The organism is Herbaspirillum sp. DW155 (assembly GCF_037076565.1).
Lineage (GTDB): Bacteria > Pseudomonadota > Gammaproteobacteria > Burkholderiales > Burkholderiaceae_D > Herbaspirillum.
Window position 1 is genome coordinate 5,025,127 of the sequence record NZ_AP029028.1, and the last position, 22,011, is coordinate 5,047,137.

Below are 22,011 nucleotides of genomic sequence, written 5' to 3' on the forward strand. Positions count from 1 at the left end.
CCTTGATCAGACGGAATCTGGAAGGTCGCGACCTCTTGGCCTCAACCGTTGGAGTGAAGATTAAGCAGTGAAAATTAAGACAAACTTAAGGCTGAAAAAAGGAGCATTCATCCACGCTTAATGCTCCCCGGACGGCGCCGGAGCCCTTCATCCGGGCAGCAGGGTGAACACCACCCGCGCCTGCAAACCGCGTCCGGTATTGCGCAATTGCACCGGTACCCGGTGCAGGTCGGCGATCTGGCGTACGATGGCCAGCCCCAGTCCGCTACCGAAAGCGGCCCGTGTGCCGCCCTGCTCCTGGCTCCGCTGGGCGCGATAGAAGCGATCGAAGACGCGCGGCAACTCGCTCTCGGCGATACCGGGGCCGCTGTCCTGGATCACCACCGTGCAGCTATCCGCAGCGGAAAATTCGAAACCGACATCGACCACGCCGCCGGCCGGCGTATAACGCAAGGCGTTGTCCACCAGGTTGTTGAAGAGAATGCGCAAGGCATCGCCATTGCCCCGCACGCGCAGCGGCCGGCCATCATCGCCCTGCTCCGACAAGCCCAGGTCGATGCCGCCATGCTCGGCCACCGACGACAGGTCGCCCACCACGCTACCCAGCAGCGCGCGCAGATCGATCTCGGCAAAGCCCATCGCATCGGGTTCCTGGCGCGCCAGCGTGAGCAGCTGGTGCACCAGGTGGGTGGCGCGTTCCAGTCCGCTTTTGAGGTCGGCGAAGGCGGCGCGTCGCTCCTCTTCATCGGTGGCACGCTCGGCCAGTTGCGCCTGCAGGCGCAAGGCGGTCAGCGGTGTGCGCAACTCATGCGCGGCATCGGCGACGAAGGCGCGCTGGGTTTCGGTGGAATGTTTCAGGCGCGCCAGCAGGTCATTGAGCGCATGGGTGAGCGGCTGGATTTCCTGCGGCATGCCCACGTCCGACAGCGGTTGCAGCGAGTTCATGTCGCGCGCCGCCACTTCGGCCGCAGCCTTGCGCACCGGCGCCAGCCCACGGCTGACGGCCACCCACGAGAGCACGCCGATGAGCGGGAACAGCAGCAGCAAAGGCACCACCGTCTTGACCGCCATCTGCGCCGCGATCTCGTCGCGTGCGCTCTGCGGCTGCGCCACCTGCACCACGGTACTGCCGATCTGGGCGCTGTAGACGCGCCACATGCCATTGGGTCCGCGCACGTTGGCAAAACCCAGCTCGGCCTGGCGCGGCATGGCCCCGCGCGCATGGGAGTGATAGATGACCGCGCCACTACTGTCCCATATCTGCATCATGATCTCGTCTTCCAGCTCGGGGAACTGCTGCCCCGGCGAGATGGGCGAGAAGGCCTGACGCGGCAGCGAGGCCGCGATCTGGCGCATCTGGTAATCGAAGATCTGGTTGGCCTCGCCGCGCGCCTGGAAATACAGCGCCACGCCGGCCAGCAGGATGATGGAGAACAGCCCCAGTCCCAGCCACAGCAGCAGCTTGTTGCGGATCGATTTCATGCCGGCACCAGATAGCCCACGCCGCGCACGTTCTTGATGAAGTCGCTGCCGACCTTCTTGCGCAGCGCGTGGATGTGGACTTCGACGGCATTGCTCTCGATGCTGTCATCCCAGCCGTAGAGTTTTTCTTCCAGCTGGGCACGCGAGAGCACCACGCCCGGACGATCCATGAAAGCGTGCAGCAGCGCGAATTCGCGCGCCGACAGGTTGACCGGCTTGCCGCCCACGGTCACTTCATGGGTGGCCGGATTCAAGACCACCTCGCGCACCTGCACCAGGCTCTCGGCGCGTCCGGCCTGGCGGCGCGAGAGCGCACGCATGCGAGCCGACAGTTCTTCCAGGTCGAAGGGCTTGATGAGGTAATCGTCGGCCCCGGCATCGAGCCCGGCCACGCGGTCGGCCACGGCATCGCGCGCGGTCGTGATGAGGACGGGAATGGCGCTGCCGCGTTCACGCAGGGTGCGCAGCACGGCCAGGCCATCCTTTTGCGGCAGGCCCAGGTCCAGCAGCAGCATGGCGTAGTCCTCGGTGCGCAGGGCCACGTCGGCCGACCTGCCATCCTGTACCCAGTCGATGGTGAAGCCATCCTGGCGCAAACCCTTGCGCACAGCCTCGCCTACCATGGGATCGTCTTCCACCAGCAATACGCGCATGTCTACAACTCCTGATCGGACTCAGAGGATCTTCGCCAGCAGGAACACCACTACCGAAATGAGGATGGTGGAGGCGAAGGGCAACGAAAAGATGCGGCCGAACAAACGGAAACGCAAGTCTCCCGGCAAGCGGCCGATGCCCAGCTTTTCCAGCCAGGGCAACAAGGTCGAGAACACGATGACCGAGAGGAAGATGACGACGATCCAGCGAATCATGCGTGACTCCTCACAGGCGATGGGTACGGTCGTGACGCAGCATGCGGGCCGGCCATTGGACATTCTTGCCGATGGCCAGCACCTTGAAGAGCTCGCCCATCTCGGCCGGGGAAATCAGTTTCTGCATGCCGTTGGCCAGCGGCAGGTAGTGTGCGCTGTCCTCCGGCGACGTGCGCAGCAGCAGTTCGCCGATGCCGGCATTGAGCAGGAAGGCGCCCTGGCTGGTATAGGCCAGCACTTCGGCGCCCTCTTCCACGGCGGCCACGGCCATCGCGGTGAAATCCACGTGCGCGGTGATGTCCTGCAAACCCGGCCAGTAGAAAGGATCGGTGTGGGCATGATGGCGGTAGTGACACATCAGGGTGCCCTGGTCGCGGTCGGGCAGATAGTATTCGGCCGCAGGGAATCCGTAATCCGGAAGGATCGCCAGCGCACCGGGGCCGCTGGCCAGCATGCGGCCCAGCGTGTGCATGAAGCCGATGGCCACCGGCGACAGTTCGGTCAGATAGCCGACCGGCAATGCATCGGCCTCGGGAATCTGCGCCACCGGCAGGTCGCTCACGGTGCGGTCCGCGAACTGCAGGCGGCCCGATGCATCGAGCGTGACGCCGCGTTCCTGCCAGCCTTGCCCGGCCTTGATGGCAAGGCGTACCGGCATGGCATCGAGCACTTCGTTGCCGACCACCACGCCCGAGAAAGTTTCCGGCAGCGCATCGAGCCATTCCACCAGATGCGCGAAAGCGGCCAGGGTTTCGCGTTGTCGGGCGCGCAGTTGCGCCGAGATTTCCACGATGAAATATTTCTCGGGCAGCGCCCCGCGCGATTGCAATTCGGTGAGGATGTCACGCGCCAGCTTGCCGGTGCCGGCACCGAACTCCAGCAGCACGTTGGCTATCTGCGGGCTCGCGGCGATCACTTCGGCGGCCAGGTGAGCCAGGGTGGCACCGTAGAGGGGCGAGATTTCCGGGGCGGTTGTAAAATCCCCCTCCTTGCCCAGTTTGGCGGAACCGCCGCTGTAGTAGCCGACCTGCGGCGCATACAGGGCCAGTTCCATGTAACGTTCGAAAGAGATCCAGCCGCCGGCTGCGGCGATCTCGTCCGCAATCAGGTGCTGGAGGGTCTGCGAGGCGGACTGTGCGTCAGCGCCGGGTTCGGGTAGTTGCAGTTGCATGGGCCGTATTGTATCGACGATTGGAAACCGGGAACATGACATCACCCTCTTCTGCAGATATTGCGCTGGTCACGGGGGCGGCACGCCGCATCGGCCGTCATATCGCGCTGGCCCTGGCCCGCGCGGGTTGGGACGTGGCCGTCCACTACAACCGTTCGCGCGAGCAAGCCGACACGCTGGTGCGCGAGATCGAAGCGCTCGGCCGCCGCGCCCTGGCAGTGCAGGGCGAACTGGGCGATGAAGCCCAGGTGCGCACCCTGCTGCCGCAAGCCGCGCCGCTGGGCCGCATCACCTGCGTGGTCAACAACGCCTCGCTGTTCGATTACGATGACGCCGCCAGCTTCGGCAACGAACGCCTGCTGCGCCACATGAGCGCCAATGTCGGCGCCCCGGTGCTGCTGGCGCAGGCCTTGTACGAGGCCACGCCCGAGGGACAGCAGGCCGTCGTCATCAACCTGCTGGACCAGAAACTGTACAATCCCAATCCCGACTTCCTGTCCTATACCCTCTCCAAGGCTGCCCTGCACAGCGCCACGACGCTCTTGGCACAGGCACTGGCGCCCAAGGTGCGGGTGGTCGGCGTGGCACCCGGACTGACCATGGTCTCGGGCGACCAGACCGAGGAACAGTTCGGGAAAGCCCACACCGTCACGCCTCTGGGCCGTGGCAGCACGCCCGAGGACATTGCCGCTGCGGTCTGCTACGTCGCTTCGGCGCGGGCCGTGACGGGCACCACCCTGCTGGTCGATGGCGGCCAGCATTTGCTTCCCCTTTTGCGCGACGTCATGTTCGTGGCGAAATAACTTTTACTTTTTTGATCATGCTCTTCCTCTCCCATCCTTCCCTGCAAGATTGCCGCCGCCTGTTCCTGCGCAACTACGAGGTGTTCATCAACATCGGCGTGCACGAGTTCGAAAAGAAGGGTGAGCAGCGCATCCTGATCAACGTCGACCTCTACGTCCCGCTGGCCGAGACCACGCCCACCGCGGACCATCTGGACGAAGTGGTGGACTACGACTTCATCCGCTCCACCATCGCCGAACGCATGGCGCGCGGCCACATCCACCTGCAGGAAACCCTGTGCGATGACGTCATGACCGCCATGCTGGCCCATCCCAAGGTGCGCGCGGTGCGGGTGTCGACCGAGAAGCCGGACGTGTATCCGGATTGTGATTCGGTGGGGGTGGAGACTTTCCGGATCAAGGCTTGATCCGCATCGGCCAGATTGCTTTGTCCTGCTGACCCCGCTTGATGCGGGGTTTTATTTTTTCGAGAATTGACCGGAGTTTCGGCTTCCCTTCTGCTACCAAGGTGGTAGCATGTTACGGTGTGCCGATGCGCATCATTGCCCTCTCCACACTACGGACTTTCTGGACCGCCCATCCTGCCGCGGAGACTCCGCTGCGTGCCTGGCACGCCCTGGCCAGCCGGGTGAACTGGAAAACGCCGGCCGATATCAAGGCGGCCTATCGCAATGCCAGTTTCATCAGAAACAACCGGGTGGTGTTCAACATCAAGGGCAACGACTACCGCCTGGTCGTCGCGGTGCGCTACGACAAGGAATTGATCTACATCCGCTTCGTCGGCACGCATCGCCAATACGACGCCATCGATGTGGAAACGATTTGAAGGAACGTCATATGCAACTCAAACTGATACGCACCCGCAAGGATTACCGCGCCGCACTGGCCGAAGCAGAACGGCTGTGGGACGCGCCTGCGCGGTCCGAACAAGCGGACCAGCTCGATGTGCTCACCCTGCTCATCGCCCATTACGAGCGCGCGCACTTTGCCATCGATGATCCTGATCCCATCGACTTTCTGCTGCACGTGATGGAAGCGCGCGGACTTTCGCGCAAGGATCTGGAGCCTTATCTGGGGCCACGTGGCCGCGTCTCCGATATTCTCAACCGGGTGCGTCCGCTGACCCTCGACATGATCCGCAGGCTCAGCGCCGGCCTGAATCTCCCGGCTGACCTGCTGATCCAGCCCTATCCCGTGAAATCGGCCGGCAGCGAACTCCTGAGCGCCTGAAAACACCGCGAAAAAAATGCCGTTCAGTCTGTACTGAACGGCCAGGTTGATGACGAACCCCGTGTTTTCGAACACGGGGTTTTGTTTTTCAGGCGCAGGTAATTTGCAGATGGTCGATGGCGCAGAAGCCAAGCAATGCGCTCATTTTTCTCTGTAGCCACTTTTGTACGCTGGCATAGGCGTTCAAGCCCGGTAAAAGCGCGCGCAAGCGCGCCACCAGCAGGGCAATCTTCTTCATGTTCTGGGCCGCCGCCGCCAACAAGCACTGCTCGGCGACCTTGCGCAAGCCGCGCATGCGGGCATAGCGATGTCCGTGCAATTGCTTGGCGTCGGCGAAGCTGCGTTCTACCGTTTCCTTGCGTCGGGCATAGATGCGCTTGCCCCATTCGGTACGACGCCGATCATCCACCTTCTCCTTGGAACGCTCCCACACATGGCGCGTCACCACCTTGACCGCATTGGCGCTATTGGTGCATTGCTCGCGTACCTTGCAGCCCCGGCATTGTTCAGGCTTGGATTTGTATTCCCGATACCCCTGCCGATTGGTGGTGCTGTAGTGCAAGGACTGGCCCTGCGGGCAGATGTATTCGTCACGGTAGGCATCGTACTCATACGCCCGTTTAAAGAATGTCCCCGGCTTGTGGTTGGGTGTGCGGTAGCCCATCACGCCGCTGATCTCGCGATTCTCCAGTCCCTGGCAGACGGCCGGTGTGAAATAGCCAGCATCCAGGCCAACGGCCTGTACATCAAATCCGAACGTCTGGCGCTGACGATCCAGGCGTGCCAGATAAGGTTGACTGTCATGGACTGAGGCGGGCGTGACATGGGTATCGGTAATGATGCAATGCTTGGCATCGACGGTGCGGTGATCCAGGTAGAAGAAGCCCTTGGGCTTGTCGTCGCGCACCATGTAGCCGCTCTCGGGATCGGTGCGACTAACCTTGATCTCTTTGGTGGGCGGCTCATCATCATCGTCACGTTTGAGCGGCTTCTTGCCATGCTCGGCACGGTCGATATCCACAGCCGCATCCAGTTCGGCCAGATAGGCCGAGGGTGTCTGGGCAACTTGAACGTAGTCGAACTTGTTCTTGTTGGCGTTGGCCTTGAGGTGGGTGCTGTCGCTGTAGAGCACACGGCCATCGACCATGCCGCGTCCAATGGCCTGGCGCACGATCTCGTCGAAGATGTCTTGATAGACGGTGGTATCAATGAAGCGGCGGCGCCGGTTCTGGGAGAAGGTGGAGGAGTCCGGCACCTTGTCGGTCAGACGGAATCCGGCAAACCAGCGATAGGCCACGTTGACCTGGACCTCGCGGATGAGCTGGCGCTCGCTGCGGATACCGAAGAGGTAGCCGATGAACAAGAGCTTGAAGAGTACCACCGGGTCCAGTGCCGGGCGGCCATTGTCGGCGCAATACAGATGCGCCACCTTCTCGCGGATGAACTCGAAATCCACCGCCGCGTCGATCTTGCGCAGCAGGTGGTCCTTGGGCACGAGCATCTCGATGGTCACCATCTCTAACTCGTGCTGGGCGGCTGTCGGTTTTTTGAGCATGACCGATTAAACAACAAAGCCTTGGCTCTCGCCAGGGCTTTGTCATCAATCTGGCCGTTCAGTCTGTACTGAACGGCATTCGTTATTTCGCAGCCTTACATCCCCGAGCTTCTTACATCCCCATATACCTTCCCGCCCGGTGATTCAAGGCAATCACCAGATTGGCCATCACCGCGCCCAGGATCGAAGCCAGCAGCACGCGCGGTGTCACCACGAACAGCGAACACAGCACGATCACCACGTCCACGGCCATCTGCAGCTTGCCGGCGCGCAGGCCATACTTGTCCTGCAGGAACAGCGTCACCACGTTGATGCCACCAAGACTGGCGCCATGACGGAACAGCATCACGAAGCCCACGCCCATCAGCAAGCCGCCCAGCACGGCGCTGTAGAACAGGTCCAGCCTGGCATAGCCGATGAAGTGCGGATGCATCAGCGAAAAGCCCGACACCAGCGCCACCGCACAGAAGGTCTTGCCGGTGAAGCGCAAGCCCATGCGGCGAAAGGCGAAGTAGTAGAACGGGATGTTGATGGTGAAGAACACCACCCCGAACGGCAGGCCCGTCAGGTAATGCGTCAGGAAGGCCAGCCCGGCAGTGCTGCCGGTCAGCAGGCCCACCTGGCTGTACATGTTCACGGCCAGCGAGACGAAGAGCGTACCGGCCACCAGGGCCAGCACGTCTTCATAACTCTTGTGCCGCAGGTCGGCCGCAGAAACCGCGGCCTTGCTTGCCACTTCAGCCACGCAGCACCTCGGCCATGGTCTCGGCCACGCGGGCGACGTTGCCGTCGTTCAAGCCCGCCACGCAGATGCGGCCAGTGCCCACGGCGTAGACGCCGAACTCTTCACGCAGGCGGTCCACCTGCGCCGATGTCAGGCCGGTGTAGCCGAACATGCCGTTCTGGCGCAGCAGGAAGGAGAAGTCCTGATCCGGCACCGCGCTCTTCAACTGCGAAGCCAGCTTCACGCGCATGTCACGCACGCGCACGCGCATCTCCTCGACTTCGGCGCGCCATTGCGTAGCCAGCTTGTCGTCACCCAGCACATGCGCCACCAGCAGCGCGCCATTGCGGGCGGGGCTGGAGTAGTTGCGACGCACGGTCAGCTTCAGCTGGCCCAGCACGTTGGCTGCCTGGCCTGCCTGCGGGCAGAACACCGACAAGGCACCGATGCGCTCGCTGTAGAGCGAGAAGATCTTGGAGAAGGAGTTCGACAGGAAGAAGGGAATCTGGCGACGCACCGCTTCGCGCACCGGCCAGATGTCCTCATCCAGACTTTCGGCAAAGCCCTGGTAGGCCAGGTCGAAGAAGGGCAGCAGGCCGCGCTGCTCGACCACGGCGATGATCTGCTCCCATTGCGCGCGGGTCGGGTCGACACCGGTCGGGTTGTGGCAGCACGGGTGCAACAGCACCACGGCGCCCTTGGGCAGGCTTTGCAGCTTGTCCAGCATGCCGTTGAAGTTGAGGCCCTTGGTCTGGGCATCGTAGTAGGGATAACGCTCGGTCTTGAAACCTGCGCCCTCGAAGATGCCGACGTGGTTGTCCCAGGTCGGGTCCGGCAGCCAGATGGTGGGCTGCGGGAAGAAGCGCGCGATCAGGTCGGCACCGACCTTCAGTGCGCCCGAACCGCCCAGGGTCTGGACGATGGCCAGGTGTTCGGCCGACGGCAGGTCAGCGCCGAAGAGCAGCTTGGCGACCGCCTGACGGTAGGCGGCATGGCCTTCCATGGGCAGGTAGACATAGGGCGCGCCGGTCTCGGCCACCGCAGCCGAAGCGGTTCGCACGGAGGGCAGCACCGGCACCACGCCACGACCATCGGTGTAGATGCCGATGCTCAGGTTGACCTTGTTGCTGCGCTCATCGCGCTGGAATTGTTCCATCAGGCTCAGGATGGGATCGCCGGCATACGGCGGGAGATGCGAAAACATGGAAACCTCGTCAATGTGGGAAAACGCCGATGCCGGCACAGTCCAGCTTGTCCGGCAAGACCGCCATGGTAGCGCGGCACGGGAAAAAATTCCCGTGCCGCGTGCCACCTGTGCATTTTTTCACAGGTATTTTTTCAGGCGGAAGTGGTAAATGCTCACGCACAACAGGCTGATCGCGGCGCAAACCATCAGGTAATAGCTGGGCGAGACAGGATTGCCGGTCTTGCCCACCAGCCAGGTCACCATGAAGGGCGTAAAGCCGCCGAAAATGGTTGCTCCCAGGCTATAGCTGATACCCATGCCGCGCACCCGCGTGGCCGGCGGGAAGATCGAGGACAGCACCACCCCGAGCGAGCCGAAATACACCGCCTTGAGGATACCGGCCCAGATCATGATGGCCATCATCACCCACACGGTGGGCATGGCGATCACCCAGACGAAGGAGCCATAGATGGTGGCCAGCGTCAGCACCGTGGACACCACCATGATGCGGGCACGTCCAACGCGGTCGGCCAGCATGCCCATGAAAGGCGCGCCGATCATCAGGATGGCGCCGGTCACGGCGGCCGCGGCAAAGGCGGTGGACTGCGGCAGATGCAGCTGCTTGATGGCATAGGTCGGCATGTACAGCAGCATCAGGTAAGTGGCGGCGGTGGAGACCGAGAGAATGCCCATGGCCACCAGCACCCGCGTGACCTGCAGGCCCCAGCTGGCATCGTCCTCGCCGACCACTTGCACCTTCTTTGCCATCGGTACTTCATCGATGTGACGGCGGATGTACAGACCCACCGGTGCGATCAGCAAGCCGAAGGCGAACGGCAGGCGCCAGCCCCAGGCGGCGATCTGCTCGGGCGTGAGCCACTGGTTCAGCAGGAAGCCGGCCAGCGCCGCCATCAGGGCGGCCGCACCCTGGCTGGAGAATTGCCAGCTGGCCATGAAAGCGCGGCGCTTGGAGCCGGTCTCGGTCAACAGGGCGGTGGCCGAACCGAACTCACCACCCGCCGACAGCGCCAGCAGGATGCGCGCCACCAGGATGCCGATGGGCGCAGCCACGCCGATGCTTTCGTAGGTGGGAATCACGGTACAGATCAGGGTGCCGGCCACTGTCATCGACAGCGAGACCAGCAGCGCCGGCTTGCGGCCCACCTTGTCACCATACCAGCCCAGCAGGATCGCCCCCAGCGGGCGGAACAGATACGACAGCCCGAAGGTGGCGAAGGTCACCAGCAGCGAGACCGTCTCGTCACCAGTCGGGAAGAACAACTTGGAGATGGTCACCGCAAAGAAACCATAGGCCACGAAATCGAACCACTCCAGCGCATTGCCGATGGAGGAGGCGACGATCAGCCGCCGCGTGCGCGCGGCCGACATGGGCGCGGGCGCCGCTTCTGCTGCTGAAGAAATTTCCGGTGTTGCCGAGGGTGACGCTGCGTTCATGGTCGTGTTCCCGTTGGAAGATGGACTGCGCTGGCTTGCGTTCGTGAAAATGAAAATGAAAAAGGGGTGATTCAGGCAACCGCAGACTGCGCCCGCTGCTGGCGCACCTGCCGCCCCTGCTGGCCGATATCCCACAACAGGCCCGCCATCAGTTGCAGGCCTTCGCGCGCCACCGGTGCGAGCAGGTGTTCATCCGGCGCATGCTGCGAGCAGGACGGATAGGAATGCGGCATCCACAGCGTGGGCAGGCCCAGCGCTTCGGAGAAGCAGTGATTGGGAATGGTGCCGCCCAGATTGGGCAGGATGGTCACGCGCTTGCCGCTGCTCTCCTGCATGGAAGCCGTAGCCAGGCGCACCCAGGCATCGTCCGGGTCGAGGCGCGTGGCCGGCGCGGCCGCCTGGATTTCGATCTGCACATCCTCGTAGCCGTGTTCATCGAGATGACGGCGCAGGCTTTGCTGCACGTCTTCCCACACCGTGCCGACCACGAAGCGCAGCTGGAACACCGCCTGCGCACGGGCGGGAATCGCGCCCACCGGACGCTGCGCATTGCCGGCCTCGAAGGCGATCAGCTCCAGCGTATTCCATGCGAACAGGCGCTCACCCGCGGAGAGGCCGGGCTCGCCCCAGTGCGCATCGAGCACAGGATCGCCGGGATCACTGCCCACGGCAAAGTCGCGCACCAGCGCACGCACCCGCTCGCTCACATTGCGCGGACGCAAACCCGGCACCCGAATCACGCCGCGACCATCCACCAGCGACGCGGCGGCATTGGCCAGCACCGTGGCCGGATTGCGCAGCACGCCGCCCCAGTTGCCGGCATGGTGCGCGCCGTTACCGGTATCGAGCACCAGCTTGAATTGCAGCGCACCGCGCGAACCGAGGAAGAGCGTCGGGCTGGAAGCCGCCAGGCGCGGGCCATCCGAGGCCAGGAACAGGTCGGCTTTCAGATAATCAGCGTGATCGCGGCAGGCCTCGTAGAGACCGGGCGAGCCCACTTCCTCACCCATCTCGAAAATCATTTTCAGGTTGCAGCCCAGCCTGCCATCAGCCGCTTCGATAGCGGCGGCCAGCGCGCCCAGGTTGATGCTGTGCTGGCCCTTGTTGTCGGCCGCACCGCGACCATACCAGCGCTCGCCGTCCTGGCTCAGCGCCCAGGGCGAGCGGTCCTGCTGCCAGCGGCCTTCCTGTCCATTGACCACATCGCCGTGACCATACATGAGCACCGTCACCGCCTCGGCCGATTCGATGCGGCGCGCCAGCAGCAAGGGCGGTGCACCTTCCACCGGATTGGCGATCTGCTGCGTCTCGAAGCCCAGCGCGGCCAGGGCGGGCGCGATCTCTTCGCCGAGATAAGCGGCCAGTTCGGCGCGGCGGTCGGCATTCTGGCTTTCGGTGGGCAGCGCGATGCGGCGCTGCAGGTCATGCTGGAAGCGGCCGGAATCGAAATACTCGGCGGCCAGGCGAAGAGCGGTACTGCGGGACATGGAAGACTCCTGATGAACTGATGCCATGAAGGATTCTAGGAGCCGATATGGTTTCTAACAATGTCAATTTTTAAAACGATCCTTTCGAAAATAGGCAAAATGAATTATTGTGTTTTGCACTGCAATTCAGCCCAACAAGGGTGCACGATCCGCCTCGGATCGGGGTTATTTCGTGCGCTTTTCCGCTTCGCACCATCATGGCCTTGCCGAGCTTTGCAAGGATATCCGCAGATGATTGCCAATTTGAGAAAGCATTGCCTGCCATGCAAAGTACCGCTTTACGCTATTTCTATCAGGTCGGTCGCACCGGCTCCCTGACCGCTGCGGCCGAGCGGCTGCACGTGGCGGTCTCGGCGGTGAGCCGCCAGATCGCCAAGATGGAAGAAGAAACCGGCGTGCCGCTGTTCGAGCGCCGTGCGCGCGGCATGGTGCTCACGCCGGCCGGCGAGGTGCTGATGGCCTTTGCGCGCCGCAACCTGCTGGAGGTCGAACAGGTCATGGCCGAGGTCAAGGGCTTGCATGCGGTGGGCCAGAGCGTGGTCACGCTGGCCTGTTCGGAAGGCTTTGCCTGGGACCTGCTGCCCAACGTGATGGCGCAATTCCGCGAGCAATATCCGGGGATGCAATTCAAGCTCAATGTGGTGGGCGCAGCCAGGGCGTCGCAGATGGTCATCGATGGCGAGGCCGACATCTCCGTCACGTACAGCCTGGGGCCGGTCGAAGGTCTCAACATCGCCTACCGCGAATCGGGACCGATCTTCGCATTGATGCGGCGCGACCATCCGCTGGCCGCGCGCAAGCTCCTGGCGCTGAACGATCTTTCACCCTACCCGCTGGCCCTGCCCGAGCAGGGCTCCACGGTGCGCCAGCTGTTTGACATCGCCTGCGGCATGCGCGGCCTGCTGTTCGCGCCGGTCTTCACCAGTCATTCGCTGGGGGCCGTGTATCGTTTCACGGCCCGCTCCCCCGACACGGTGGCGCTGGGCGGCTTCCTCACCGTGCAAGAACGCGCCGAGGAAGATGGCATGGCGCTGGTACCCATGGCCGAGAGTGAACTGCACCAGCGCACCCTGCAGGTCCAGACCATGGCCGGCCGCAAGCTGCCGCCGGCGGTGGCGGCGTTCATCGATTCTCTGGTGGCGGCCATCCGCCAGATTCGCAACCGGCATGGGCTAGGGGCGGTTCACACGTAATCTGCGAGTGCGAATGAAGTCTGAACAGCCCCTGGGCGCGCTGCAGTCGGACAAGTAGCGCTTCTCCCATCGGCCCGATGAGGCATCCATGCGACGCTTGCCCTGCGGCAAGCCACGCAGAAATGGCAGGAACCGGCGCTGCATGAGAAAATGCCGGTCCTCCGCCCGCACGCAGCCCTCCCGCCCATTGCCTCATCGATGTTGATGGACGGCAACTACGCTCGTCCGGCAGCAACAGCCTACCGATTGAAGGAATTTCCCATGAACGACATTGCAGCCGCAGTGCAATTGTCTGAACTGACTGAACTGACCGACCTGACCAACCTCGATGCGTCGTCCTCGCAGGACGAGCGTGGTCACGCTGAAGTCACCGCGCGCGGTTCGCGCCGTTTCGAACTGCTCGAAAAAAGCATCCGCCGCCTGACCGGCAAAGCCATCGCCGACTTCGACATGATCCGCGATGGCGACGTCATCATGGCCTGCATGTCGGGTGGTGCCGACAGCTACACCATGCTGGACACGCTGCGCTACCTGCAGAGCGTGGCCCCGGTGAAGTTCGAGATCATTGCCGTGAACCTGGACCAGAAGCAGCCGGGCTTCCCCGAACACATCCTGCCGGAATACTTCGCGCGCATCGGTGTGCCCTACCGCATCGTCGAGGAAGACACCTACAGCATCGTCAAGGAGAAGATCGCGCCGGGCAAGACCACCTGCTCGCTGTGCTCGCGCCTGCGCCGCGGCATCCTTTACCGCGTGGCCAAGGAGCTGGGTGCGACCAAGATCGCGCTGGGCCACCATCGCGACGACATCCTGCACACCTTCATGCTCAACATGTTCTACGGCGGCAAGATCAAGACCATGCCGCCCAAGCTGATCGCCGATGATGGCGAGAACGTGGTGATCCGCCCGCTGGCCTACGTGCGCGAGCCCGACATCAAGAAGTACGCGGCCGCCATGGAATTCCCCATCATCCCCTGCAACCTGTGCGGCTCGCAGCCCAACCTGCAGCGTCAGGCCATGCGCGAGATGCTCAACCAGTGGGAAAAAACCAATCCCCTGTGGATCAAGAGCATGTTCACGGCCATGGCCAACATCACGCCCTCGCACATGCTGGACCGCAGCCTCTTCGATTTCACCCACTTCACCGCCGGACCGGGCAAGCAGGCCCAGGGCGATACCCTCTTTGACCGCGACGACAAACCCGACCAGAGCCAGTCGGTCATCAATCTGGTCTGACGTCACGATAAGTGACGACATGTAACGATACGCAGCGGCTCATCGCAGCCCTGCACGAAAACTTAGTCCAGCGAGACAGGGCGTCTCACCTCATCAGTACGAAAGCCAGCTCCGGCGCGGCTTTCGGGCTGGCAGCCGGTTTCTTCGGCATGCGCAAAAGTAAATTTTTGTTGTCATACGGCTATATTTGGGAATGGGCATCAAATACCCTCCTCTTCCACGCTTGAAGGCCAAAACACGCATGTTCTAATTTGTCCTGTTGCAATGTCGTGCCGTGAAGCCGCATTGCCAGGGAAAAACAAACATAACCATGCAGTCGTGGTTTCGCAGGGAAACGTGGCCCGGCAAGAACAGGGGTTGGGCTGCGTGGTATCGCCATCCGCGTGATTGACGGGCTCGCCGCCGTCAAGCCTCTGCACCCCGAACGACTCTCTGCCATACGTGTAAGAGGCTGCCTGATGGCTAACTTTTGGCGCGACAAGCGCGTTTTCATCACCGGTCATACCGGCTTCAAGGGGAGCTGGCTGACCTTGTGGCTGCACCTGATGGGAGCCAGGGTGAGCGGCTACGCGTTGCCGGCCCCGACCAATCCCAGCCTGTTCCACCTGGCGCGCCTGCACAACTGCGTGCAGACCACCACCGGCGACGTGCGCGACCCGCGCCATCTGGCCGAGACGCTGGCGGCAGTGCAGCCGGACGTGGTGTTCCATCTGGCCGGCCAGCCGCAGATCAGCCAGGCTTTCATGAATCCGCTCGATACTTTCGCCACCAACGTGATGGGCACCGCCCACCTGCTGGAGGCGGTGCGCCTGACGCCCAGCGTGCGTGCGGTCGTGGTGGCCACCAGCAACAAATGCTACGAGAACCGTGAATGGCTGTGGGGCTACCGTGAGGACGACCCCATGGGCGGACGCGATCCCTTCAGCAGCAGCAAGGGCGCCGCCGAACTGGTCACGGCGGCCTATCGGCGTTCTTATTTTTCATCCGAGAAGGGCAGCCAGGTCGGCCTGGCCTCGGTGCGTACCGGCAACGTCATCGGCGGCGGCGATTTCTCGCCGGAACGGCTGGTGCCTGACTTCATCCGTGCCCTGGAAAAGGAAGAACCCGTGGTCATCCGCCAGCCGCGCGCGGTGCGCCCCTGGCAATTCGTGCTGGAGCCGCTGTCGGGTTACCTGCAGATCGGCAAGCTGCTCTACGAACAGGGCAGCACCTATGCCGAGGCCTGGAATTTCGGACCGGCCGATACCGACCTGCAGACCGTGGCCCAGCTCTGCGCCACCTTCAATCACTCACTGCAGAAGAACGATGTGGAGCCGATCGAGGTACGCCTCGAACCCGAGCCGGACGACCAGCAGCAGGCGGTGCTGCGGCTGGATATCTCCAAGGCACGCCAGCGCCTGGACTGGATTCCGCGCATGGAGCTGTACACGGCGCTGGAGCTGACCGCGCAGTGGTATGCCGGCTATCTCAACAACGAAGACCTGCGTACCCTGAGCGAGAACCAGATCGCCTTCTATCAGAGCCTGAACTGAGGGCAAGGCGCCGGATCAGCTCCGGCACATCTCAATATCCCATCTTGCGGATCTCGGCCATGGTCTGCGTGCGCAGGATCAGGCGCTCGAATTCCTCCGACCATTCCCGCGTGAGATTCTTCAGCAGCAGGCTCTTGCCTGCGCGCGTGACGCGGCGGCGCACATCCTCGTTATGCAGCACCATCTGCAGGTTCGACGACAGCAGATCGATGTTGCCCACCGGATGCATCAGGGCGTTGACGCCGTTCTTCAGACCGACGTGGCGGTAGGTTTCCAGGTCCGACAGGCAGACCGGCACATTCAGTTCGAAGGCTTCCCAGATGGTCAGGGGTTGGGATTCGCTGGAGCTGGCCAGCACATAGGCATCGGCCGAGGCCAGGTAGCGCAGGGTTTCTTCATTGGGCTGCTCGCCCAGGAAGCGGTAGCGCTCCGGCAGCGCCTCGGAGAGCTTGCGCGCGCCCTCGCCCAGTTGCAGGTACTTGCCGATGAAGACGCACTCGATCCCGGCACGCTGCTCACCGCTCATGGCGTTGACGGCCATGATGGTGTCTTCCATGCGCTTGCGCGGCTCGATGGTGCCGATGCAGACGATGCGTTTTTTATCCTTGGGCTTGGGTTGCAGGTCTTCCTGACGATAGATGGCGTCATTCCAGAACGGCAGCACATGCACCATGGCCGGGCTGTCGAACAGGAAGCTGCCGTAGACGATGCGCTGGAACTCGGTCTGGAAGACGATGTGCGAGGCGCTCTTGAAGCCCTGCGCCATGTTGGGATAGCGCAGCAGGAGGTCGCGCCCGATCTCGGCCTCGTGGATCCACCAGATCACCGGGCAGCGCGGTGCCAGCTCACCCACCAGCTGACCCGAGAGAATGCAGTTGGAAACGATCACATCCGGATTGCCCGCCAGATCCTTGACGATGGGAATGCCCATCGCCTCGAACTGCTTGCGCACTTCACCCTGGCCATCGATACGCGGCAGCACCGACACCTCATGGTTCTGCACCAGCCGCTCGGCCAGGCGCAGCATCGCAGTGCTGGCGCCGGTGGTATAGAACTCGTCGTTCAACAGAAGAATCTTCATGCACTTTCCAGGAAGGGTCGGCCTGGGCCGGACCGGTTGTTATTGATCGCTCATCCACAAATGCGCGGCTGCGCGCCTTCATGCGCAGGCAGCAAGGGCGCAGACGAACTTGCACAGCTTCTCATGGTAAGCGGCAGCCGTGCGCATAAAAACCGGAGTACAACGCCAAACGCCCCTCAGCTTCATCTTTTGCGACCCGATGCGTAGGGGCGGGCCGAGGGTGCATGCTAGACTTTTGGCTTTTTCTCCGGCCCTTCCCTTACCCCTCATGAACATCGTCATCCTCGCCGCCGGCATGGGCAAACGCATGCAATCATCGCTTCCCAAGGTCTTGCATCCGCTCGCTGGCAAACCCTTGCTGGGCCATGTCATCGATACCGCCCGCCAGCTCGCGCCCACGCAACTGTGCGTGATCTACGGCCACGGCGGCGATGCCGTGCCCAAGGCCTTTGCCGGCCAGGGTCTGGCCTTTGCCTTGCAGGAACCGCAGCTGGGCACCGGCCATGCCGTCATGCAGGCGGTACCGCATCTCGATGATGGCGCTCCCACCCTGGTGCTGTATGGCGACGTGCCGCTGACCACCGCGGCCTCGCTGCGGCGCCTGCTGGAGGGGGCCGGCCAGGACAAGCTGGGCGTACTCACCGTGACCCTGGACGACCCCACCGGCTATGGCCGCATCGTGCGCGAGGAGGGCAAGATCAGGCGCATCGTCGAGCAGAAGGATGCCAGCCAGGCCGAGCGCGCCATCTGCGAGGTCAACACCGGCATCATCGTCGCGCCCACGGCGCGCCTGCGCCAGTGGCTTTCGCAGCTCTCCAACAACAATGCCCAGGGCGAGTACTACCTGACCGACGTCATCGCTGCTGCGGTGGCCGATGGCGTGGAAGTGGTCTCGGCCCAGCCCGACGATGTGGCCGAAACCCTGGGTGTGAACAGCAAGGTGCAACTGGCCGAGCTGGAGCGCGTGCACCAGCGCAACATCGCCCATCGCCTGCTGGAAACCGGCGTGACCCTGGCCGACCCGGCGCGCCTGGACGTACGCGGCACGCTCGCGTGCGCACGTGACGTGAGCATCGACGTCAACTGCGTCTTCGAAGGCCAGGTCAGCATCGGCGAGGGCAGCCACATCGGCGCGCACTGCGTGATCCGCAATGCCCGCATCGGCGCCGGCGTGACCATCAAAGCCTTCACCCACATCGAGGATGCGGTGATCGGCGACGGCGCCCAGATCGGCCCCTACGCGCGCCTGCGCCCCGGCACCGAACTGGCGCAAGACGTGCACATCGGCAACTTCGTCGAGGTCAAGAACAGCATCGTCGGCGTGGGCAGCAAGGCCAATCACCTGGCCTACGTGGGCGATGCGGATGTGGGTAGCGGCGTCAACGTCGGTGCCGGCGTGATCACCTGCAACTACGACGGTGCCAACAAATTCCGCACCATCATCGAAGACGACGCCTTCATCGGCAGCGACAGCCAGCTGGTCGCGCCGGTGCGCGTGGGCAAGGGCGCCACCATCGGTGCCGGCACCACATTGACCAAGGATGCGCCGGCCGGACAGCTTACCCTGTCACGCGCCAAGCAGCTGTCGCTGGCGGGATGGCAACGGCCGGTCAAGATCAAGAAGTAAGCGCAGGCGGAGTTGCGCCTGTGGGCAACTTGAGTCGCAGGGGTGGTTTTAGGGCGATATGCAGTAAAAAACCCGAAAATGCCACCCCGCCTGACTTATCCACAGGCAGACACGGCCAATGGTGAAGCAAGGGCCCGTTTTTCAGGAAATGGCGTCGGCGTCGTCCAACGGGATGGCCGGCTCGAACTTGCTGCGGTGGATGGAGAAGTAACTGCGCACGTTGCGCACATTGCGCTGCGAAGCGAACAGCCGGTGCGCCAGCGCGTGATAGGCCGGCATGTCGCGCACCAGCACCACCAGCACGAAATCCGGCCCCGGCGAGACCCGGTAGCACTGCTGCACCGCCGTCTCCGCCGCCACCAGCGCCTCGAAGGCCTGCTGCTCTTCCTCGCCCTGGCGGTCCAGGGTGATCTCCACCACGGCCGTGAGCGTGGAAGCCAGCTGCGCCGGGTCCAACAAAGCCACCTGACGCGCAATCACGCCCGCCTCCACCAGCCGCTTGACGCGGCGCAGGCAGGTCGGCGGCGAGGCATGCACGCGCATGGCCAGTTCCTGATTGGTCTGGCTGGCATCACTTTGCAGGGCTTGCAAGATGCGGCGGTCCAGGTCGTCCAGCGGGAGCGGGGTTTTCATGGATGATCGAAAAATTGGATGAAGTGGCCTGACATCGACTGACGATAAAACAGCAGGGGCGCGATATAAATTCAAAAAATCGCTTTAAATTTAATATTATTTCGCAGCCCAGCGATGTGGCAATATTAGTTCATATCCATGAGATTTTAGAAATCTTATTTCACACCATCTCCCCTAAGATGCATGCACATCTTTTCCAGCGAGGTAAGTCATGTGCGGCATCGTCGGCGCGGTAGCGCAACAAAACGTCACTCCCATCCTGCTCGAAGGCCTGAAGCGCCTCGAATATCGTGGCTACGATTCCTGCGGCGTGGCGCTGTACGTGGATGGCAAGCTGCAGCGTTCGCGCAGCACTTCCCGCGTGGCCGAGCTGCAGCAGCAGGTGGCGCAGAGCGGTCTGGCCGGTTTCACCGGCATCGCCCATACGCGCTGGGCCACCCACGGTGCGCCGGCCACCCACAATGCCCACCCGCACTTTTCGCGGGACCGCATCGCGCTGGTCCACAACGGCATCATCGAGAACCATGACGAGCTGCGCGCCGAGCTGCAGGCCGCCGGTTATGTCTTCGAGAGCCAGACCGATACCGAAGTGATCGCCCACCTGGTCGACCACATGTATGACGGCGATCTCTTCAACACCGTGCAGCAGGCCGTGCGCCGCCTCACCGGGGCTTACGCCATCGCCGTCTTCTGTGCCGACGAACCGCACCGCGTGGTCGCTGCGCGCCAGGGTTCGCCGCTGATCGTGGGCGTGGGCGAAGGTCAGAACTTCGTCGCTTCCGACGCCATGGCACTGGCCGGCACGACGGACCAGATCATCTATCTGGAAGAAGGCGATGTGGTCGACCTGCAATTGCAGAAGGTCTGGATCGTCGACGCTGCCGGCCGCCCGGTCGAGCGTGAAGTGCGCACCGTGCAGGCTTATACCAGCGCGGTCGAGCTGGGTCCGTACCAGCACTACATGCAAAAGGAAATCTTCGAGCAGCCGCGCGCCATTGCCGACACGCTCGAAGGTGTGGTCGGCATCATGCCCGAGCTGTTTGGCGACAAGGCCTACAAGGTCTTCAAGGAAGTGGATTCCGTCCTGATCCTGGCCTGCGGCACCAGCTATTACGCTGGCCTGACGGCCAAGTACTGGCTGGAATCGATTGCGAAGATCCCGGTCAACGTCGAGATCGCCAGCGAATACCGTTACCGCGACAGCGTGCCCAACCCGAAGTCCCTGGTGGTCACCATCTCGCAGAGCGGCGAGACCGCCGACACGCTGGCCGCGTTGAAGCACGCGCGCAGCCTTGGCATGCAGCACACGCTGACGGTCTGCAACGTCGCCACCAGCGCCATGGTGCGCGAATGCGAACTGGCTTACATCACCCGTGCCGGTGTGGAAGTGGGCGTGGCCTCGACCAAGGCATTCACCACGCAGCTGGCCGCGCTCTTCTTGTTGACGCTGGCGCTGGCGCAGACGCGCGGCCTGCTCACCGAAGAGCAGGAAGCTGCGCATCTCAAGGCGATGCGCCACCTGCCTGCCGCGTTGCAGAGCGTACTGGCGCTGGAGCCGTCCATCGTCGCCTGGGCGGAAGCCTTCGCCCGCCGCGAGAATGCGCTGTTCCTGGGGCGCGGCCTGCATTATCCGATCGCGCTGGAAGGTGCGCTCAAGCTCAAGGAGATCACTTACATCCACGCCGAAGCCTATGCCGCCGGCGAACTCAAGCACGGCCCGCTGGCCCTGGTGACCGACCAGATGCCGGTGGTCACCATTGCGCCCAATGATGCGCTGGTGGAGAAGCTCAAGTCCAACATGCAGGAAGTGCGTGCGCGGGGTGGGCAGCTGTATGTGTTTGCCGATGGCGATTCACGCATCACCTCGGCGGAGGGCGTGCACGTGATCCGGATGCCGGAGCACTATGGCGTGCTGTCGCCGATTCTGCATGTGGTGCCGTTGCAGTTGCTGTCTTATCACACGGCGTTGGCGCGGGGGACGGATGTGGATAAGCCGCGCAATTTGGCTAAGTCGGTGACGGTGGAGTGAGAGGGGCGGTGGTGGTCTGCCGTGTGTCGAGGAAAGTTAATTCCCTCCCTATGGAGCGAATTAATTCACTCCCTGGTGCAATCGGAATCAAGCGCTAACTTACGCCCAGCAAGGAACACAGGCGATGTCAGTTCTTCTGGCATTCGCCTGTTTTTTTGCTTTGACAGACCCATTTATCGACCTTTTTTTTGGCACCTTCGCCGTCTCCGAGGCACTCAAGAGCCTCATCTGAAGCGGCCCGTCATCAACTGCACAATCGAGGAATTCGCCTCTTTAAGGTGCCTCAAGTCTGTTTGGTATCCACACAATTGATGGAGCGCGAGAGCCACACCGGCCGACCTCGAGTATCCACCTTCACAGTGGATGACCAAGGTCCTCACTGACCCTGGAAGCTCGTAAACAAATCGCTTTATCTCTTCCGCATGCTTCACTGAAAATATCTCTTGCTCCAAACGCGAAGCTTTCATCGACGCTCTTTTTGCGAGAAAGTCGACGTCAGCAAAACTCATTCTGAGCAGTAAATCGAAGCCATCGACGTCCGCGATTGGCCGTCCAGGAGCTGTAATCGAGATTAGTGCCACGCCAGGAATCCGGGGGAGTTTTTCAGCTACTGCGCGAGAGGTGACCAGGATTTGACGGCCACCATCAGCTGGCGGCTTGTAGAGCTTGGCCACTATTTCTTTAACTGGCGCCGGCATCAAGACCTCCTTTCATTGGC

General features: G+C 62.7%; 21 protein-coding genes. 9 read left to right on the forward strand and 12 right to left on the reverse strand.

Going from position 1 to position 22,011, the window contains the following annotated elements:
- Window positions 1–147: 147 nt before the first annotated feature.
- The 4 genes from AACH55_RS22935 to AACH55_RS22950 are packed head-to-tail and all read right to left on the reverse strand — an operon-like array spanning window position 148 to window position 3,522.
- Window positions 148–1,482, reverse strand: coding sequence for an ATP-binding protein (locus AACH55_RS22935; RefSeq protein WP_338716960.1), 1,335 nt, complete (start codon window positions 1,480–1,482; stop codon window positions 148–150).
- On the reverse strand, window positions 1,479–2,135 hold the full coding sequence (locus tag AACH55_RS22940) for a response regulator (RefSeq protein WP_338716961.1): 657 nt from the start codon (window positions 2,133–2,135) through the stop codon (window positions 1,479–1,481). Before AACH55_RS22940 ends, AACH55_RS22935 begins: the two co-directional genes overlap by 4 nt.
- A 21-nt stretch (window positions 2,136–2,156) precedes the next feature.
- The gene (locus AACH55_RS22945; protein ID WP_034332265.1) at window positions 2,157–2,351 is read right to left on the reverse strand and encodes a DUF2905 domain-containing protein; all 195 of its coding nucleotides are present in this window, start codon (window positions 2,349–2,351) and stop codon (window positions 2,157–2,159) included.
- Between the two features lie 10 nt (window positions 2,352–2,361).
- The gene (locus AACH55_RS22950) at window positions 2,362–3,522 is read right to left on the reverse strand and encodes a class I SAM-dependent methyltransferase (protein WP_338716962.1); all 1,161 of its coding nucleotides are present in this window, start codon (window positions 3,520–3,522) and stop codon (window positions 2,362–2,364) included.
- Between the two features lie 35 nt (window positions 3,523–3,557).
- On the opposite strand from AACH55_RS22950, the gene AACH55_RS22955 reads away from it, so the two are divergent.
- From AACH55_RS22955 to AACH55_RS22970, 4 genes are all read left to right on the forward strand, one after another.
- Window positions 3,558–4,325 carry an SDR family oxidoreductase gene (locus tag AACH55_RS22955; protein ID WP_338716963.1) on the forward strand — a complete coding sequence of 256 codons (768 nt, stop codon included), beginning with the start codon at window positions 3,558–3,560 and terminating at the stop codon, window positions 4,323–4,325.
- A gap of 17 nt (window positions 4,326–4,342) precedes the next feature.
- Entirely contained in the window at window positions 4,343–4,732 is a 390-nt protein-coding gene (locus AACH55_RS22960; protein WP_008333021.1) for a dihydroneopterin aldolase, read from the forward strand.
- A 125-nt stretch (window positions 4,733–4,857) separates the two neighbouring features.
- On the forward strand, window positions 4,858–5,151 hold the full coding sequence (locus AACH55_RS22965) for a type II toxin-antitoxin system HigB family toxin (protein WP_017449860.1): 294 nt from the start codon (window positions 4,858–4,860) through the stop codon (window positions 5,149–5,151).
- A gap of 11 nt (window positions 5,152–5,162) precedes the next feature.
- Window positions 5,163–5,555: a helix-turn-helix domain-containing protein gene (locus AACH55_RS22970; RefSeq protein ID WP_338716965.1), complete on the forward strand. Its 393-nt coding sequence runs from the start codon at window positions 5,163–5,165 to the stop codon at window positions 5,553–5,555.
- A gap of 88 nt (window positions 5,556–5,643) precedes the next feature.
- On the opposite strand, the gene AACH55_RS22975 is transcribed toward AACH55_RS22970, so the two are convergent.
- From AACH55_RS22975 to AACH55_RS22995, 5 genes are all read right to left on the reverse strand, one after another.
- Entirely contained in the window at window positions 5,644–7,110 is a 1,467-nt protein-coding gene (locus AACH55_RS22975; RefSeq protein WP_338714814.1) for an IS1182 family transposase, read from the reverse strand.
- 112 nt (window positions 7,111–7,222) lie between these two features.
- Window positions 7,223–7,855, reverse strand: a complete 633-nt coding sequence (locus tag AACH55_RS22980) for a YitT family protein (protein ID WP_338716966.1) — start codon at window positions 7,853–7,855, stop codon at window positions 7,223–7,225.
- Window positions 7,848–9,038 carry an amino acid aminotransferase gene (locus AACH55_RS22985; protein WP_338716967.1) on the reverse strand — a complete coding sequence of 397 codons (1,191 nt, stop codon included), beginning with the start codon at window positions 9,036–9,038 and terminating at the stop codon, window positions 7,848–7,850. Before AACH55_RS22985 ends, AACH55_RS22980 begins: the two co-directional genes overlap by 8 nt.
- 120 nt (window positions 9,039–9,158) lie before the next feature.
- Complete coding sequence (locus AACH55_RS22990; protein WP_338716968.1) at window positions 9,159–10,475, reverse strand: MFS transporter; 1,317 nt, start codon at window positions 10,473–10,475, stop codon at window positions 9,159–9,161.
- Between the two features lie 71 nt (window positions 10,476–10,546).
- A complete protein-coding gene (locus tag AACH55_RS22995) occupies window positions 10,547–11,962 on the reverse strand; it encodes a M20 family metallopeptidase (protein ID WP_338716969.1) in 1,416 nt (471 codons plus the stop codon).
- Between the two features lie 263 nt (window positions 11,963–12,225).
- Between AACH55_RS22995 and AACH55_RS23000 the strand changes: the two genes are divergently transcribed.
- From AACH55_RS23000 to rfbG, 3 genes are all read left to right on the forward strand, one after another.
- Complete coding sequence (locus AACH55_RS23000; protein ID WP_338716970.1) at window positions 12,226–13,155, forward strand: LysR family transcriptional regulator; 930 nt, start codon at window positions 12,226–12,228, stop codon at window positions 13,153–13,155.
- A gap of 261 nt (window positions 13,156–13,416) precedes the next feature.
- Window positions 13,417–14,391 (forward strand): tRNA 2-thiocytidine(32) synthetase TtcA, encoded by a 975-nt coding sequence (gene ttcA / locus AACH55_RS23005; protein ID WP_338716971.1) that lies wholly within the window; start codon window positions 13,417–13,419, stop codon window positions 14,389–14,391.
- Between the two features lie 458 nt (window positions 14,392–14,849).
- Entirely contained in the window at window positions 14,850–15,923 is a 1,074-nt protein-coding gene (rfbG, locus tag AACH55_RS23010; RefSeq protein ID WP_338716972.1) for a CDP-glucose 4,6-dehydratase, read from the forward strand.
- 31 nt (window positions 15,924–15,954) lie between these two features.
- On the opposite strand, the gene AACH55_RS23015 is transcribed toward rfbG, so the two are convergent.
- Window positions 15,955–17,004 carry a glycosyltransferase family 4 protein gene (locus AACH55_RS23015; RefSeq protein ID WP_338716973.1) on the reverse strand — a complete coding sequence of 350 codons (1,050 nt, stop codon included), beginning with the start codon at window positions 17,002–17,004 and terminating at the stop codon, window positions 15,955–15,957.
- A gap of 268 nt (window positions 17,005–17,272) precedes the next feature.
- On the opposite strand from AACH55_RS23015, the gene glmU reads away from it, so the two are divergent.
- Entirely contained in the window at window positions 17,273–18,631 is a 1,359-nt protein-coding gene (glmU, locus tag AACH55_RS23020; protein WP_338716975.1) for a bifunctional UDP-N-acetylglucosamine diphosphorylase/glucosamine-1-phosphate N-acetyltransferase GlmU, read from the forward strand.
- 141 nt (window positions 18,632–18,772) lie between these two features.
- On the opposite strand, the gene AACH55_RS23025 is transcribed toward glmU, so the two are convergent.
- Window positions 18,773–19,264, reverse strand: a complete 492-nt coding sequence (locus AACH55_RS23025; protein WP_338716976.1) for an Lrp/AsnC family transcriptional regulator — start codon at window positions 19,262–19,264, stop codon at window positions 18,773–18,775.
- A 211-nt stretch (window positions 19,265–19,475) separates the two neighbouring features.
- On the opposite strand from AACH55_RS23025, the gene glmS reads away from it, so the two are divergent.
- Entirely contained in the window at window positions 19,476–21,293 is a 1,818-nt protein-coding gene (gene glmS / locus AACH55_RS23030; protein ID WP_338716977.1) for a glutamine--fructose-6-phosphate transaminase (isomerizing), read from the forward strand.
- A 224-nt stretch (window positions 21,294–21,517) separates the two neighbouring features.
- Here glmS and AACH55_RS23035 read toward each other — a convergent pair whose 3' ends face one another.
- The gene (locus tag AACH55_RS23035; protein WP_338716978.1) at window positions 21,518–21,991 is read right to left on the reverse strand and encodes a hypothetical protein; all 474 of its coding nucleotides are present in this window, start codon (window positions 21,989–21,991) and stop codon (window positions 21,518–21,520) included.
- Window positions 21,992–22,011: the final 20 nt, after the last annotated feature.